We start from the raw sequence: 14,390 nt of genomic DNA, 5'->3' as shown, positions 1-14,390 counted from the left end.
CTGTTACAGTCCGATCAGGACGCTTTTGCTCTTGCGGTTGGCGAGATAGGCCTCCCGCCCGAGATCCTTGCCGATGCCGGAGCGTTTGTAACCGCCGGTCGGCAGGATATGGTCGCGGGAGCGGCCATAACGGTTGACCCAGATCGTTCCTGCCTGGATGGCGCGAGACAGGCGCATGACGCGCGAGATATCGCGGCTGAAAAGACCCGCGGCAAGACCGTAGGTAGGATGATCGGCGAGCGCCAGCGCCTCTTCTTCCGTCTTGAAGGTTTGCAGGGTCAGCACTGGCCCGAATATCTCTTCTGTGACAGCAGGTGAGGTCTGGTCGACATTTGCGATCAAGGTCGGCTGGTAGAAATAACCCGGACCGTCCATGATCGCGCCGCCCGTCAGGCATTCGCCGCCATGGGCGACAGCCGCCTGCACGATGCCGTCAATGCGCTGGCGCTGCACTTCGGAGATGATCGGCGAATACTGTGTTGCTTCGTCCCAGGTCGGGCCGGGCTTCACCGTCTTCATGCGGGCGACGATTGCGGCGGAAAGCGCCTCTGCGACACTCTCTTCAACGATGATGCGCGAGCCGGCAACGCAGGCCTGCCCGGCATTGGACAGAATGTTGCCGGCGATCGCGGCGGCGGCTTTTTCGATATCGGCATCTGCAAAAACCAGCTGCGGACTTTTGCCGCCCAGTTCCAGCGTCATGGGCTTGACGCCGGTACGCGCGATATTTGCCATGATGGCCGAACCTGCTGCCGTCGATCCGGTGAAGCTGACCTTGGAAATTTCGGGATGGCCGGTGATGGCATTGCCTGTCACTGGCCCGTCACCCAGCACGATGTTGATAAGCCCGGCGGGCAGCCCTGCCTTGATGGCGAGTTGCGCCATGAAAATGCTGGAGAAGGGCGTCATCTCCGATGGCTTGAGCACCACGGCATTGCCGGCTGCGAGTGCCGGGCCAAGCTTCCAGCCCGCCATGGACACCGGAAAATTCCAAGGCGTAATGGCGCCCACGACGCCATAGGGCTCGGTCATGATCATGCCGACGCTTGTGTCGTCGGTCGGCACGAGATCACCGCCCTCCTTGTCCGCAAATTCGGCAAAGAAGCGGATCTGTTCGGCAGTGACGGCGATATCGCCGGCAATCAGGTGGCCCACGGGCCGGGTTGAGGAGAGCGCCTCGATTTTCGCCAGCGTCTCGGCTTCCTGCTCGATCAGGTCTGCCCAGCGTTGCAGCACCCTGGTGCGCTCACGCGGGCGCACGCCGCCCCAGTTACTGCTCTTCAGTGCGGCTTTGGCGGTTTGCACCGCCTCATCGACAAGTGCCGCATCCGCCTTCGGGCAACCGGCATATTCGATGCCGTCCGAAGGACGATGCATGTCGATGCCGTTTTTAGCCGGGATCAGCCGGTCGCCGATGAAATGGCCGATCGGCAGGGACAGGCTGTCTGGATCGAAGCTGAGCGTCATGGATGATCCTCTGTGGATATGCGCCAAAGCTACTCCCTGATGGCAAGCAGCATCGACCGACTGCGGCGGGGGCGGTGAACGAAAATCCTGTTTTGCTGGTGGCCCACAGCGCAATCTTCGGCGGGCATGAAGACCGCGCCGAAAACCTTGCGACGGGTCCGATCGAGGGCCGTAAATCCGGTCGAAAGGCATCCGGGCAGGATACCCATGTAAACCATGGCTGGCATCCACCTGCGGATTGCCAGCCATCGCTGTTCTCAAAAATGCCTCTGCATCAGCCGGGATGCCAGGCATGCTGTTCGGCAAATCATCCGTTCACGGTCACATAGATCTTGCGCACGGTTTCGATTGTCTTCCAGACGCCAACGAAACCGGGCTTCATGACGAAGCTGTCGCCCGCCGTGTAACGCAGCGGCGCGCCGCCCTCCGGTGTGATCTCGATGACGCCTTCGAGAATGTGGCAGAACTCGAATGTCTCGCCCTTGATCGAGCGGCTTTCGCCGGGGGTCGCTTCCCAGATGCCGGTATGCACGGTGCCATCACGGGCTTCATCTAGCGGCCAGGTTTTGAACGACGGGTCGCCGGCGATGAGGCGTTCGGGCAGGGCCTTGGAGGCTTTCGGTTCAAAGGCGGGATTGGTGTCGATGGTCTTGAGGAGAGACATGGGTGTCCTTTCTTGGAACGGTAGGATCAATATCCGCGGCTACGGTCAACGAGGCCGAGCGGTTCGAGACCGGATTCGTATCGTTTGATATTTTCGACGACGGTGCGGGCAGCGGAATGGGGCTGGGTGACGCTGGCAATATGCGGCGTCAGGAGAATTTTCGGATGGGTCCAGAAGCGGTGGTCTTTGGGCAGGGGCTCCGGATCGGTAACGTCAATCACCGCACCTGAAAGCCTGTCGCTGTTGAGTGCATCGAGCAAAGCGTCATGATCGAGCTGTTTGCCGCGCCCGGCGTGAACCAGAGCAGCCCCTTCGGGAAGCATCCCCAGACGCTCGGCGTTCAGAAGCCCCGTGGTCTCTTCGGTGAGAGGCAGCAGGCAGACGAGAATATCGCTGGTGGAGAGAATGGATTTGAGGCCGTCGTCGCCATGATGGCAGGTGACGCCATCGATCTGACGCTGTGAGCGGCTCCAGCCGGAAAGCGGAAAGCCGAAAGGTTTCAGCCGCTCCAGCGCCGCAACGCCCAGCATGCCGAGGCCGAGAACGCCCACCCGGCACTCTTCCGCCTGACGCTGGGGCAGGGCATTCCACAGTTGGTGGCGCTGCTGGTTTAAATAGACTGGCAGGTTGCGGTGGAGGGAAAGTACACCGAGGCAGATATATTCCTGCATCATGCGGATGATGCCCTCATCCACCATGCGTACGACCTTTACCGTCTCAGGGATCGCCTCGATGTGAAACTGGTCGACACCCGCGCCGATCGAAAACAGGACTTCGAGATTGCGGTAACGGGCAATGTCCTGCGGTACCGTCCAGGTGATGAGGTAACGGACTGCATCGGGATCGACAGTTGATGCATCCATCGAAAACGGCAGATCAGGCAGTTCTGCAGCTAGAGCCTGCCGGAAAATCTCGCCGCGCTTGGCGTCGGAATTGAAGAGAAACGTCATCTGAAATCTATGCTTCCCGAAGGTTCAAGCCGCACAGCGGCTTGCGAGTGTTTCCAGCATCGACTGGCAGGCCGAAAGTTCGCCCGTCGTTATGAACTCGTCCGGCTTGTGGGCGCGGCCGATATCTCCTGGTCCGCAGATGATGGCGTCGATGCCCGCCGCCTGGAACAGCCCCGCCTCCGTGCCGTAGCTGACGGCGGCGAGACAGGGGGTGCCGGTCAATTCCTCCAGAAGCAGAACAAGCGGAGCATTGGCTGCAAGCGAAAGCGCCGGATAATCGCTCATAGGCGTCCATTCGATATCGACACCCTTTGCTGCAAGAACCTCGACGCTTGCGCGAACCGGCCCGAGGAGTTCAAGCGGCGATATGCCGGAAATCGCCCGCGCTTCCAGCTCGATGGCCGAGAAATCGGGGATGATGTTGATCGCCTGGCCGCCCTTCATCGTGCCGACCTGCAGCGAGGAGTAGGGTGGCTCGAAAGTCGCTTCAAAGGGGCCTTTCGTCAGCTCATGTGCCGTCTCTACGGCCTTTGCCATGATGCCGGTCATCAGATGAATGGCATTCACCCCCTGATCAGGCCGGGATGAATGGCCGGAACGGCCACGGATGGTAATGCGAGCTGCTGCTTTGCCCTTGTGTGCACGAACCGCCCGCATATTGCTCGGTTCGCCGATAATTGCGCCGGCCGGTGCGGCGCACAGTTCAGGCAATCTGGCGAGAAGATGCGGAACGCCACGGCAACCCGCCTCCTCGTCATAGGAAAAGGCGATATGCACGGGACGTTTCAGCGCCATGCGCGAAAATGCAGGCGCCGCGGCGAGAACCGTGGCCAGAAAACCCTTCATGTCGGTGGTTCCGCGCCCGTAGAGACGATCATTTTCCGCCCGCAGTATAAAGGGATCGGAAGACCATTCCGGCTCGCTGGCGGGTACGACATCCATATGGCCGGACAAAACATAGCCGGCGCGATCGGCCGGGCCGAAGGTGGCGAAGAGATTGGCGCGGTCGCCCTCCGGTCCCGCAAGCAGCGATACTTTCGCGCCGTGGCTTTCAAGATAATCGGCGATCCAGCCGGCAATATCGCCATTGGCGGTTCCAACGACCGACGGGAAACCGACGAGACGCTCAAGGATTTCGATTGCGTTCAATGGTCGTCTCCGCTGACCGGATTGTCATCCCGAAAGCTTAGAATGGACTGCGACGTTTATCTGCTGAAATGCGAATGATTTCGGTAGATTGTTGTGACCTTCCAGTGCTTTCAGAAAATTCGTGCTGGCGTAACCGGCTACCGTCGGATGTCGTGGGCTAGGCCGGGACCGGATGAAGGTTGTGAGCCGTAGGGGATGAGGGCCGTTGGTTATGGACCTGCTCAAAGTCGATAGTTTCGAGCTGCGGACCGTGGATATCGCGGACGTGGATGCCGATCATCTGCATGCACTCTCCATGGCCGTCGGATGGCGATATCACGCGAATGAATGGTGTTTTCTGCGGCAATGCGGCGTGGGTCTCGCCGCCCTCGATGAGATCGACCGTGTTGTCGCAACCGCGATGCTCTTTCCCTATGATCAGGGGTTTGCGACGCTTGGCATGGTCATTGTTTCCCCCCGTTTGCAGGGGCAGGGCGTAGCACCATGGCTGGTGCAGAAACTTGTCGCGAAATTCCCCACTGTCTCCCTGCGATTGAACGCGACGGGAGCGTCGCGGCGGTTGTTTTCAAGGTTGGGTTTTGCCGGTGATACGGAAAAAGTATATCTGTTCCGGGGAAGGGCGAATTGCCTTTTCGAGATACCGCCGCCCGGCAGAAAACAACGAATAGAGCCGTTATCCGCAGGTCATCTGACTGATGTGGTGGAACTAGACCGGGCGGCTTTTGGCGTTTCGCGCCGGAACGTTTTGCAGCGACTTTTGACGCAGAATGCGGGTTACGGTGTGTTTGAGGCGGACCGTCTTACCGCTTTTGCGCTGCGCCGTGCGGCGGGGCGGGGCCACATTATCGGTCCGGTCGTTGCGGGTGCGGACATGGATGCGATTGCGCTTGTGAGGCGGCATTTTACCGATCTGGATGATGAGCTGGTGCGTCTCGACACCATCAGCGACAATAGTCTCTTTATTGATTTTATTGCGCAATCCGGGCTGGTCGTGATTGAAACCCTTACCACCATGTCCAAAGACGCGCCGCAACCGGCGCTTTCCGGCGCTACAAAAATTTTCGCGTTGGCGGGTCCGTCTTTGTGCTGAGCTGCAGCACTATCGCAATTGACGCCCCGGCGCTTGCCCCTTATGTCAGAAAGCGACGGTTCCTGAAGCCGAAGGGCAAAGGGATTAATAGGGAACATGGTGCGGGTGATTTCTATCGCCCAATGCCGTGGCTGCCCCCGCAACTGTAAGCGGATTGCCGTTCATCCTCGTGACGCCTGAAAAGCGTCATGCCACTGCACCCTTCAAGGTGCGGGAAGGCAGATGAACGGCGTATATTCGTGAGCCAGGAGACCTGCCGTCATAATATTGACCATCGTTACGGGCGGGGATGCCCGGAAGAGGAGCTTATTATGACCTTTCCGTCCGCGGAAACGTATTTAGAGTCCCGTTCTCCATCTCCACACTTGTTGTCGCTCTGTCACTACGCGTTTTGACGCGCGGCCTGCGGATCACGCCACTTTATTTAGACTGGAGAACATATGTTTCATTTCAAACGCCTGCCGGTTTCCGCCGGTCTTCTGGCTGTCGCATTAGCGGCCTTGCCCGCCGGTGCCGCTCAGGCTGCCGAAACCACCTATCCGCTGACGATCAATAGCTGCGGCCACGAAATCACCTTCAAGCAGGCGCCCGCCCGCACAGTATCGGTCGGCCAGAGCACGACCGAGGTTCTCTATCTGCTCGGCGTGGCCGACAAGGTCGTAGGCACGGCGCTGTGGATCGGCCCGGTTCTGAAGGGTTACGAAGACGCCAATGCCAAGGTGGAGCGGCTTGCCGACAATGATCCGAGCTTCGAGGCGGTGGTTGGCAAGAGGCCGGACCTCGTGACGACGCAGTTCCAGTGGCAGATCGGTCCCGAAGGCGTTGTCGGAACACCGGAGCAATTCGCCGAACTCGGTATTCCCGTTTATACTTCGCCTGCCGATTGCATGGGCAAGGACAATTCCGGCGGCGGCGACGGCGTGCGCAAGTCCGTTTTCACCATGGACCTGATCTACCAGGAGGTCCGCGACCTTGCGAAAATTTTCAACGTGCAGGATCGCGGCGAGGAAGTCGTTGCCGACCTGAAAAAGCGTGAGGAAGCCGCCCGCGCCAAGATCGCTTCGGCGAATGGCAAGATTTCAGCAGTCTTCTGGTTTTCCAGCGCCGAGCTGGATATCGATCCCTACGTGGCGGGCCGCAATGGTGCGCCGGGTTACATCATGTCCGCGCTCGGGCTGAAGAACGTTATCGAAAGCGATGAGGAATGGCCGACTGTTGGCTGGGAAACCATCGCCAAGGCCAATCCGTCCGTGATCGTTGCCGGCAAGATGGACCGCCGGCGTTTCCCCGCCGATGACGTCGCCGTCAAGCTCAAGTTCCTCGCTACCGATCCGGTTGCCAGCATCATGCCCGCCGTCAAGGCGGCCCATGTCTTCGAAATGGACGCGCAGGCGATGAACCCGACCATCCGCACGATCGAAGGCATTGAAACGCTGGCCGAGGCGATTTCAACAGCCGGTCTCGCCAAGTGAACGGTCTTTCCGTCAATCTTGGCAGGGCGGGTCTGGCTTTTGCCGCACTCGCCCTGCTGCTCGTCGCGCTGATGGCCGGTGCGGCCATCGGCGAGACTGCCATTCCGTTCGACGTGGTGGCAAAGACCATTGCCAATCGTGTCTTCCATGCGGGTTATCCGCTGGAGCCGCTGGATGAGGGCATCGTCTGGAGTTACCGCCTCAGCCGCGCCGTTGTTGCCGCGTGCTGTGGCGCCTCGCTGGCGCTGGCCGGTGCGGTGCTTCAATCACTTCTGCGCAACCCGCTCGCCGATCCCTATATCCTCGGTATTTCAGCAGGCGCCTCAACCGGTGCCGTGGCCGTGGCGCTTCTGGGCTTCGGGGCGGGGTTCCTGACGATGCCGGCCGGCGCCCTGATCGGGGCTTTTGTGGCTTTTTCGCTTGTCAGCCTTCTGGCGGTGCGGGCAGGGCACGGCAACAGCGCCATCATCCTGGCGGGGGTCGCCGGTTCGCAACTGTTCAACGCCATGACGTCGTTCATCGTCACCAAATCCGCCAATGCCGAACAGGCGCGCGGCATCATGTTCTGGCTGCTGGGCAATCTTTCGGGCGTGCGCTGGCCGGATGTCTGGCTGGCTTTGCCGGTCAGTATTGCGGGTCTTGGGGTGTGCCTCTGGTACGCACGCGCGCTTGATGCTTTCGCTTTCGGCGGTCAGGCAGCAGCTTCGCTCGGTATTCCGGTGCGCCGGGTCTATGCGGTGCTGATCTCGGTTTCGGCGGTCATGACGGCAGTCATGGTGTCGCTGGTCGGTTCCATCGGCTTCGTCGGTCTCGTCATCCCGCATGCGGCGCGCATCTTCGTTGGCGTTCGCCACGGCATGTTGCTGCCGGTGACGGCGCTGACCGGTGCAATTTTCATGATCATCGCAGATATTCTCTCGCGCACCGTCATTCCGGGGCAGGTGCTGCCGATCGGCGTGATCACTGCGCTGGTCGGCGCGCCCGCCTTCGCCTTTATTCTCGGGCAGAAGAGAGGCCGGTCATGAAATTATCCGCCCACGATCTGCATTTCCATGCCGGCAATCTCGACATCGTGCGCGGTGTTTCGCTGGAGGTCGCCACGGGCGAGTTTCTGGGTATCATCGGGCCGAACGGTTCGGGCAAAAGCACGTTGCTTTCCATGCTGGCCGGCATTCGCATGCCGCGTCGGGGTCATGTCATGCTTGGTGAGGAACGGCTTGCCACATTCGGGCGGCGCGAACTTGCCCGCAGGCTGGCCTTTGTGGAGCAGCAGGCCGAAACCACCGAGCGCATCAGCGCGCGACAGGCCGTGGAACTGGGGCGCACGCCCTATCTCGGCCCGCTTTCCGCATGGTCGCCAAAGGACGACGCCATCGTCGATGCGGCGCTCGGAAATGTCGATATGGCGGACAAGGCCGAGCGAAACTGGCATCACCTTTCCGGCGGCGAACGCCAGCGCCTGCACATTGCCCGCGCATTGGCGCAGGAGCCGCATATTCTGCTGCTGGACGAACCGACCAACCATCTCGATATAGGCCACCAGATCGGTCTGCTCGATCTGGTGCGCAGGCAGGGACTGACGGTTGTGGCGGCGCTGCATGATCTCAATCACGCCGCCATGTTCTGCGACCGCGTCGCCATCATGCATCGCGGTGAAATGATCGCTGTCGGCCCACCGCGCGAAGTTCTCACCTCTTCGACCATCGCCGATGTGTTCGGGGTGCAATCCGTCGTCACCACGGATGAAAGCGGATTTTCACATATTCGTTTTCTGCCGGCCCACGGTGCGGCCGATCACGCAAGGAAAGCAACGGCACGATGATGAAATTGAAAAGACTTGCAAATCTCCGCTTTTGCGCCCGACAGCTTTGCGTTTCCGCGGGACTTGCCATGGTTGTGGCCACAGGGTTTTCCATTCAAGCCGGAGCCGAGACCTTCGAGGTGAAGATGCTGAACCGTGGCGAAAAGGGGTCCATGGTGTTCGAGCCCGATTTTCTGAAGATCGCTCCCGGCGACCGCGTGCGCTTCGTGCCGAGCCACAAGAGCCATAATGCCGCGACGATCGATGGTATGGTTCCCGAAGATATTGAAGGTTTCAAAAGCCGGATCAACGACGAATTCGAGACCGGTTTCGAAAAGCCAGGCTTTTACGGCATCAAATGCTCGCCGCATTACGGCATGGGCATGGTCATGCTGATCAAGGTGGGGGACGCGGTTTTGCCGCAGAGCTACAGGACGGTAGAGGTCCCAGGCCGGGCGAAGCCGCGCTTTGAGGAGCTATTCGAGCGGGCGGAAAAATGAGGTGCCTTCGTCGCGTTTTCATGCGTCATGCCGGACTAGATCCGGCATCCAGCCAAGGCGCGTCTTCACCGTGAGAAACTATTATTACGCGATCAAGGACTTGGTCGCACTGGACCCCGGATCACATCCGGGGTGACGGTGAGCTGGGCGGCAGCTTGTGGGCTTTGGTCGCCCTATCCCTTGTCGGACGTGTGCGGCTTCACGGCACATACTGCATAACGGTGCTGCAATCCCCGCAAGATGCCTTTCAGCAGACTGAAATTTTTTGCCTGGGCACGATGAATGGCCTGAAGTTCCTGATCGATGGCAACGGGCTCGAAGCCGGTTTCACGCAACAGCGCTGCAACGTCACCAGCTCTTGCACCCTGTGAAAAATAGACCCGCGATAGAATGCTGTTGAAGGTGTTTTCCGGATCCGCCGGCTTGTGCGGCTGGTCCGGCTTCACAAGGCCGATGCTTTCCAGACCCGCCGCCAGCTTCTTGACCAGTCTTTCGCGCCAGCCGGTGTTGACGAAATCGCCATCGACGATCAGCAGGCGTCCGCCGGGTTTCAAGACACGGAACCATTCGGCAAAGCTTGCCTTCGGGTCAACCAGCGTCCAGACCAGATGGCGGGTGATGATGACGTCGGCGCTTTCGTCCGGCTCCATCGTGTTTTCGGCGTCGCCGACAAAAAAGCGGATATTGCGCCCGCGGGTTTTCGCCTTCGCCCTTGCAAGCTCCAGCATGGTTTCCGACCAATCCATGCCGGTGACCTGAAAACCGAGATCGTCCATCAGGTGCGAGATAACGCCGGTGCCGCTGGCCAGATCCAGCGCCTTGCGGCCTTCTCCCTGGCCCAGATGCTTCAAAACCAGCGCGTGCCAGGCCTCGCGCTCTTCTTCGGAGAAAATCTCATGACCCGGGGAAAGGTCGAAAGTCGCGGCGCGGCCGGACCAATAGGTTTTGATTTCGTCTCTCAGACTGTCGTTTTTGCCATAGTGGATAGTGTCGATCATCGGTCTTCAGCTCACATACCGGTCAGTTAAGAATGGCTCTAAAACATAAAACTTGACTAGTATAGTCAGAAAATAATACAGCCGCGCCAGTCAACACTGGAGAGCAATATCCGATGCGCATCTCAGCCAAATCCGCGGCACTTGCCCTTGGCCTTCTCGTATCCGCAGCGTGGCCTGCATTGGCCGAAAAGGTCACCGTCAAGGATGTGACCGGCCGCGACGTGGAAGTCAATGTGCCCGTTTCGCATGTGATCCTCGGCGAAGGCCGTCAGATCTATTTCCTGGCGGCGCTCGACAAGGAAAACCCTTTCCAGCACGTTGTCGGCTGGCGCGACGACCTGGCGAAAGCCGACCCGGAAACCTATGCGGCCTATCTTGCCAAGTACCCTGATATTGCCAAGCTGCCGACCTTTGGCGGCATGAAAGACGGCACCTTCGACATCGAGCAGGCCATTTCGCTGAAGCCAGACGTGATCCTGATGAACATCGACGCGAAGACCGCGACGCAGGAGGCCGGTTACATCGAGAAGCTCGAAAAGGTCGGCATCCCGCTTGTTTACGTCGACTTCCGCGAAAAGCCGATGGAAAACACCGAGCCGAGCATGCGTCTGATGGGCCAGCTGACCGGCAAGGAAAAGATCGCCGAGGACTTCATCAAGTTCCGCGCGGACTCCATCGCCAAGGTCACCGATACGCTCGAAAAGGCCAATCCGAAGAAGCCCGTCGTGTTCGTCGAACGCGCCGGCGGTTATTCCGACGATTGCTGCATGTCCTTCGGCAACGAGAATTTCGGCAAGATGGTCGAACTCGCCGGCGGCATCAACATGGCCAAGGACATCATTCCCGGCACGTTCGGCAACGTCAATCCGGAACAGATCATCGCCTCCAATCCGGAACAGATCATCATCACGGGTGGCAACTGGAACGGTTATGTTCCCGGCGGCAACTGGGTCGGTGTCGGTTATGGCGCGGATATGAAGGAAGCCCACCGCAAGCTTGAAAACCTGACCAAGCGCCCGGCTTTCACCGGGGTACAGGCGGTCAAGAACGGCAATGTCCACGCTATCTGGCACCAGTTCTACAACAACCCGTATCAGTTCGTGGCCATTCAGGAAATCGCCAAGTGGCTGCACCCGGACCTCTTTAAGGATCTCGACCCCGAGGCGACCTTCAAGGAGCTGCATGCCCGCTTCCTGCCTCTCGACTACAAGCCCGGTTACTTTGTGTCGCTGAAGGACACGAAATAAGACAGGGACGGTGAAGGGGAGCGCCGTCCGATCGATGGATGAAGCCGCAGCCATGCGGCTTCATCATTTTCTTTTGGAAATAAGAGGATTTCTCATGCGGCTTAACGCTCTCAGGCATCTTGCGGTGCTGGCTTTGTCTTTTCTCGCTTTGCCGGCTTATGCCGGAGAAATCACCGATGTCACCGGACGCAAGGTCGAGCTGGACCTGCCGGTCAAACGTGTCATCGTCGGTGAGGCGCGCCAGATCCACGTCATCGCGGCGCTCAAGGGCGACCAGACCTTCGACACCATTGTCGGCTGGCGTGACGATCTCCTCAAGAAGGACCCTGACAGCTACGCCGCCTATGTCGAGCGCTTTCCGCAGATCGAAAAACTGCCGCGCTTCGGTTATGTGCCGCAGGGCGATTTCAGTCTGGAAACGGCCATTACCCTTTCGCCTGACGTGATCACCCTCAATCTGGAAGCGGAAAAATCCGCCAAGGAAAGTGGTTTCGAAGAGAAGGCCGCCGCCGCCGGAATCAAGATCGTCTATCTCGATTTTCGTATCGATCCCGAAAAGAACAGCGAAGCCTCGATTGAAATTCTCGGGAAAATGTTTGGCGCGCAAGAGCGTGCAAAGGAATTCATCGCCTATCGCCGTGCAGAAATCGCCCGCGTGACCGACCGGCTAGCCAGCGTCAAGGACCTGAAGCGTCCCGGCGTCTTCATCGAGCGCGCGCCCGGCATTTCCGGTGAGGACAATTGCTGCCGCACCTTCGGCCCGGTCAATTTCGGCGCGATGGTCGATCTCGCTGGCGGCCATAATATTGCCGACGGCATCATCAAGACGACGTTCGGCGATCTCAATCCCGAGCAGCTCGTCGTTGCCGATCCGGATCATGTCATCGTAACCGGCTCAAACTGGGCAGCTGAATCCGATATCAACCAGTTCGTTCCCGTTGGACGCGGAGCCGACATGGCTCTTTCCCGGAAAAGACTGGCAAACCTGATGAAGCGCACGCCGTTTCCGGAACTGAAGGCTGTCAAACAAGGTAATGTCCATGCCGTCTGGCACCAGTTCTACGGCGCGCCCTACGAGTTCTTTCCGATTCAGCAATTCGCCAAATGGTTCCATCCCGAGCTCTTCGCCGATCTCAATCCCGAGAAGAATTTTGAGGAATTTCACCGGAAATTCCTGCCCGTCACCTACAAGCCGGGCTACTTCGCATCCCTCGAAAAAGGTTCGAATGAATGAGTTCGTTGAATGAAATCGCCGTTGGCGTGAGTGGGCGCGATCAATATCGCGCCCTTGCCGCACGAAGGATCGTTATTCTCTTCGGGCTTTTCATCGCCCTTTGTTTCAGTATGGCTGCCGACATGGCACTTGGTCCGGCGCGCTACACGATATCAGAAGTTCTGGCGACGATTGCCGATCCGGCTGCTGCTGCAAACCAGCTTCGGGTGGTGATATGGGATATCCGCATGCCGATTGCGCTGATGGCGGTCACCGTCGGCGCGTCGCTTTCGGTTGCGGGCGCACAGATGCAGACCATCCTGTCCAATCCTCTCGCCAGTCCGTTTACGCTCGGCATTTCGGCCGCTGCCAGTTTCGGCGCCGCGCTGGCCCTTGTTGGCGGCGTTGCGATCTTTCCCGGTGCCGTCCAGTACATGGTGCCGATCAACGCCTTCATCATGGCGATGATTGCCGCCCTGTTCATTCATTTTGCCTCGACGATGCGCGGCGTAACCGTGGAGACTATCGTCCTTCTCGGCATCGCGCTGGTGTTCACCTTCAATGCCGCATTGTCGCTGCTTGAATATCTGGCTTCCGAACAGGCGCTCGCCGCCGTCGTTTTCTGGACCATGGGCAGCCTTACCAAGGCCACGTGGGAAAAGGTCTATATCACCGGTGGTATTCTTCTCGTTACGGTGCCGATGTTCATGCGCAACGCATGGGCGCTGACGGCGCTTCGGCTGGGTGACGACAAGGCAGCCAGCATGGGCATCAATGTGCGTCGGCTGCGGCTGCAGACCATGCTGACGGTCAGCCTTCTGGCCGCGATTCCGGTTTCTTTCGTTGGTACCATCGGTTTCGTCGGGCTTGTCGGCCCGCACATAGCCCGCATGGTGGTGGGCGAAGATCAGCGGTTCTTCCTGCCGGGCTCGGTGATCTGCGGGGCGCTGCTGCTGTCGGCGACCTCTGTTATCAGCAAAATCCTCATTCCCGGCGCAATTCTGCCAATCGGCGTCATCACGGCGCTGGTTGGCGTACCGTTCTTTTTCGCGCTCATTTTCGGCAACAGGAGACGCGCATGGTAGCGCTCGCATTGAAGGATGTCGGCGCTGCCTACGGCCGCACGACTGTTCTCTCCAAGGTCGGCATCGATACGCTGGAAAGCGGCAGTGTCACGGCGGTTATTGGCCCGAACGCTGCCGGCAAGTCCACGCTTTTCAAGCGCATCGCCAGCCTGATCTCCGGTCCCGGGCTTGTCGAGTTGTCAGATACGGCACGCGGCAACCGGGCCATCTGCTACATGCCGCAGGACACCGGCGCCAACGCCGTGCTGACGGTTTACGAATCCGTGCTTCTGTCCGCCAAGCAGGGCGGCGGGTGGCGTGTTCACGACGATGAGCTGTTTGAGATCGACGCCATTCTCAAGGCGCTGAAAATCCACGATCTCGCCTTCCGGGGGCTCGGCGAATTGTCTGGCGGTCAGCGGCAGCTTGTGTCCCTGGCGCAGGCGCTGGCCCGCAAGCCGGAGGTACTGTTGATGGACGAGCCGACATCTGCTCTCGACCTCCACCGGCAGGTCGAGGTTCTGGGGTTTGTGACCGACCTTGCCCAGAAGACTGGCATGATCGTGCTGATCGCCCTGCACGACCTCAATCATGCGCTTCGTTATTGCGAGAATACGATGGTGATCGCGCGCGGCGAAATGGTGGTGAGCGGCAGCACCGAGACGGTGATAACTCCGGCCATGCTGCGCGATATCTACCGCATCGATGCGCGTATCGAACCCTGTTCGCAGGGCAGGCCGATGGTTATAGTCGACGGCGCTATCTGACGCTATCA

At 59.4% G+C, this 14,390-nt stretch carries 15 protein-coding genes and 1 riboswitch; of the genes, 9 read left to right on the top strand and 6 right to left on the bottom strand.

Annotated features, from left to right (window positions below; translation table 11 throughout):
* Nucleotides 1-3: 3 nt before the first annotated feature.
* From J5276_RS17600 to argE, 5 genes are all read right to left on the bottom strand, one after another.
* Entirely contained in the window at nucleotides 4-1,467 is a 1,464-nt protein-coding gene (locus tag J5276_RS17600) for an aldehyde dehydrogenase (protein WP_065704234.1), read from the bottom strand.
* 29 nt (nucleotides 1,468-1,496) lie between these two features.
* Nucleotides 1,497-1,685, bottom strand: a complete 189-nt coding sequence (locus J5276_RS17595; protein WP_003511063.1) for a hypothetical protein — start codon at nucleotides 1,683-1,685, stop codon at nucleotides 1,497-1,499.
* Nucleotides 1,686-1,774: 89 nt separating this feature from the next.
* Nucleotides 1,775-2,131 (bottom strand): cupin domain-containing protein, encoded by a 357-nt coding sequence (locus J5276_RS17590; protein ID WP_013761644.1) that lies wholly within the window; start codon nucleotides 2,129-2,131, stop codon nucleotides 1,775-1,777.
* A 26-nt stretch (nucleotides 2,132-2,157) separates the two neighbouring features.
* Nucleotides 2,158-3,081, bottom strand: coding sequence for a glyoxylate/hydroxypyruvate reductase A (locus tag J5276_RS17585; RefSeq protein WP_065704231.1), 924 nt, complete (start codon nucleotides 3,079-3,081; stop codon nucleotides 2,158-2,160).
* A 24-nt stretch (nucleotides 3,082-3,105) separates the two neighbouring features.
* Complete coding sequence (gene argE, locus J5276_RS17580) at nucleotides 3,106-4,230, bottom strand: acetylornithine deacetylase (RefSeq protein WP_065704229.1); 1,125 nt, start codon at nucleotides 4,228-4,230, stop codon at nucleotides 3,106-3,108.
* 211 nt (nucleotides 4,231-4,441) lie between these two features.
* Here argE and J5276_RS17575 point away from each other — a divergent pair, with 211 nt between their 5' ends.
* The 5 genes from J5276_RS17575 to J5276_RS17555 all read left to right on the top strand — a co-directional run bounded on the left by J5276_RS17575 (nucleotide 4,442) and on the right by J5276_RS17555 (nucleotide 9,093).
* A complete protein-coding gene (locus tag J5276_RS17575) occupies nucleotides 4,442-5,320 on the top strand; it encodes a GNAT family N-acetyltransferase (protein WP_065704227.1) in 879 nt (292 codons plus the stop codon).
* 39 nt (nucleotides 5,321-5,359) lie between these two features.
* Nucleotides 5,360-5,596: riboswitch (cobalamin riboswitch) on the top strand.
* A 164-nt stretch (nucleotides 5,597-5,760) separates the two neighbouring features.
* A complete protein-coding gene (locus J5276_RS17570) occupies nucleotides 5,761-6,792 on the top strand; it encodes an ABC transporter substrate-binding protein (RefSeq protein WP_019564729.1) in 1,032 nt (343 codons plus the stop codon).
* A complete protein-coding gene (locus tag J5276_RS17565) occupies nucleotides 6,789-7,817 on the top strand; it encodes an iron ABC transporter permease (protein WP_003511052.1) in 1,029 nt (342 codons plus the stop codon). Before J5276_RS17570 ends, J5276_RS17565 begins: the two co-directional genes overlap by 4 nt.
* Nucleotides 7,814-8,614, top strand: coding sequence for an ABC transporter ATP-binding protein (locus J5276_RS17560; RefSeq protein WP_035199503.1), 801 nt, complete (start codon nucleotides 7,814-7,816; stop codon nucleotides 8,612-8,614). Before J5276_RS17565 ends, J5276_RS17560 begins: the two co-directional genes overlap by 4 nt.
* Complete coding sequence (locus J5276_RS17555; protein WP_065704224.1) at nucleotides 8,611-9,093, top strand: pseudoazurin; 483 nt, start codon at nucleotides 8,611-8,613, stop codon at nucleotides 9,091-9,093. Before J5276_RS17560 ends, J5276_RS17555 begins: the two co-directional genes overlap by 4 nt.
* Nucleotides 9,094-9,266: 173 nt before the next feature.
* On the opposite strand, the gene J5276_RS17550 is transcribed toward J5276_RS17555, so the two are convergent.
* The gene (locus J5276_RS17550) at nucleotides 9,267-10,091 is read right to left on the bottom strand and encodes a class I SAM-dependent methyltransferase (RefSeq protein ID WP_003511045.1); all 825 of its coding nucleotides are present in this window, start codon (nucleotides 10,089-10,091) and stop codon (nucleotides 9,267-9,269) included.
* A 113-nt stretch (nucleotides 10,092-10,204) separates the two neighbouring features.
* Here J5276_RS17550 and J5276_RS17545 point away from each other — a divergent pair, with 113 nt between their 5' ends.
* From J5276_RS17545 to J5276_RS17530, 4 genes are all read left to right on the top strand, one after another.
* Nucleotides 10,205-11,338: an ABC transporter substrate-binding protein gene (locus J5276_RS17545; protein ID WP_003511043.1), complete on the top strand. Its 1,134-nt coding sequence runs from the start codon at nucleotides 10,205-10,207 to the stop codon at nucleotides 11,336-11,338.
* A gap of 94 nt (nucleotides 11,339-11,432) precedes the next feature.
* Nucleotides 11,433-12,572 carry an ABC transporter substrate-binding protein gene (locus tag J5276_RS17540; protein WP_065704520.1) on the top strand — a complete coding sequence of 380 codons (1,140 nt, stop codon included), beginning with the start codon at nucleotides 11,433-11,435 and terminating at the stop codon, nucleotides 12,570-12,572.
* Complete coding sequence (locus J5276_RS17535) at nucleotides 12,569-13,636, top strand: iron ABC transporter permease (protein WP_019564724.1); 1,068 nt, start codon at nucleotides 12,569-12,571, stop codon at nucleotides 13,634-13,636. The genes J5276_RS17540 and J5276_RS17535 overlap by 4 nt, the downstream gene beginning before the upstream one ends.
* Entirely contained in the window at nucleotides 13,630-14,382 is a 753-nt protein-coding gene (locus J5276_RS17530) for an ABC transporter ATP-binding protein (RefSeq protein ID WP_003511038.1), read from the top strand. Before J5276_RS17535 ends, J5276_RS17530 begins: the two co-directional genes overlap by 7 nt.
* The last annotated feature ends 8 nt before the right edge of the window (nucleotides 14,383-14,390 follow it).

The organism is Agrobacterium sp. S7/73 (genome assembly GCF_019355535.1).
GTDB classification, from domain to species: Bacteria; Pseudomonadota; Alphaproteobacteria; order Rhizobiales; family Rhizobiaceae; genus Agrobacterium; species Agrobacterium tumefaciens.
This window is presented reverse-complemented; position numbering and strand designations above follow the sequence as displayed.

Bases quoted from the DNA above. Each gene is read 5' to 3' on its own strand.
- J5276_RS17600 (WP_065704234.1), bottom strand. From the start codon at position 1,467: ATGACGCTCAGCTTCGATCCAGACAGCCTGTCCCTGCCGATCGGCCAT.
- J5276_RS17595 (WP_003511063.1), bottom strand. From the start codon at position 1,685: ATGGTTTACATGGGTATCCTGCCCGGATGCCTTTCGACCGGATTTACG.
- J5276_RS17590 (WP_013761644.1), bottom strand. From the start codon at position 2,131: ATGTCTCTCCTCAAGACCATCGACACCAATCCCGCCTTTGAACCGAAA.
- J5276_RS17585 (WP_065704231.1), bottom strand. From the start codon at position 3,081: ATGACGTTTCTCTTCAATTCCGACGCCAAGCGCGGCGAGATTTTCCGG.
- J5276_RS17575 (WP_065704227.1), top strand. From the start codon at position 4,442: ATGGACCTGCTCAAAGTCGATAGTTTCGAGCTGCGGACCGTGGATATC.
- J5276_RS17570 (WP_019564729.1), top strand. From the start codon at position 5,761: ATGTTTCATTTCAAACGCCTGCCGGTTTCCGCCGGTCTTCTGGCTGTC.
- J5276_RS17560 (WP_035199503.1), top strand. From the start codon at position 7,814: ATGAAATTATCCGCCCACGATCTGCATTTCCATGCCGGCAATCTCGAC.
- J5276_RS17555 (WP_065704224.1), top strand. From the start codon at position 8,611: ATGATGAAATTGAAAAGACTTGCAAATCTCCGCTTTTGCGCCCGACAG.
- J5276_RS17550 (WP_003511045.1), bottom strand. From the start codon at position 10,091: ATGATCGACACTATCCACTATGGCAAAAACGACAGTCTGAGAGACGAA.
- J5276_RS17545 (WP_003511043.1), top strand. From the start codon at position 10,205: ATGCGCATCTCAGCCAAATCCGCGGCACTTGCCCTTGGCCTTCTCGTA.
- J5276_RS17540 (WP_065704520.1), top strand. From the start codon at position 11,433: ATGCGGCTTAACGCTCTCAGGCATCTTGCGGTGCTGGCTTTGTCTTTT.
- J5276_RS17535 (WP_019564724.1), top strand. From the start codon at position 12,569: ATGAGTTCGTTGAATGAAATCGCCGTTGGCGTGAGTGGGCGCGATCAA.
- J5276_RS17530 (WP_003511038.1), top strand. From the start codon at position 13,630: ATGGTAGCGCTCGCATTGAAGGATGTCGGCGCTGCCTACGGCCGCACG.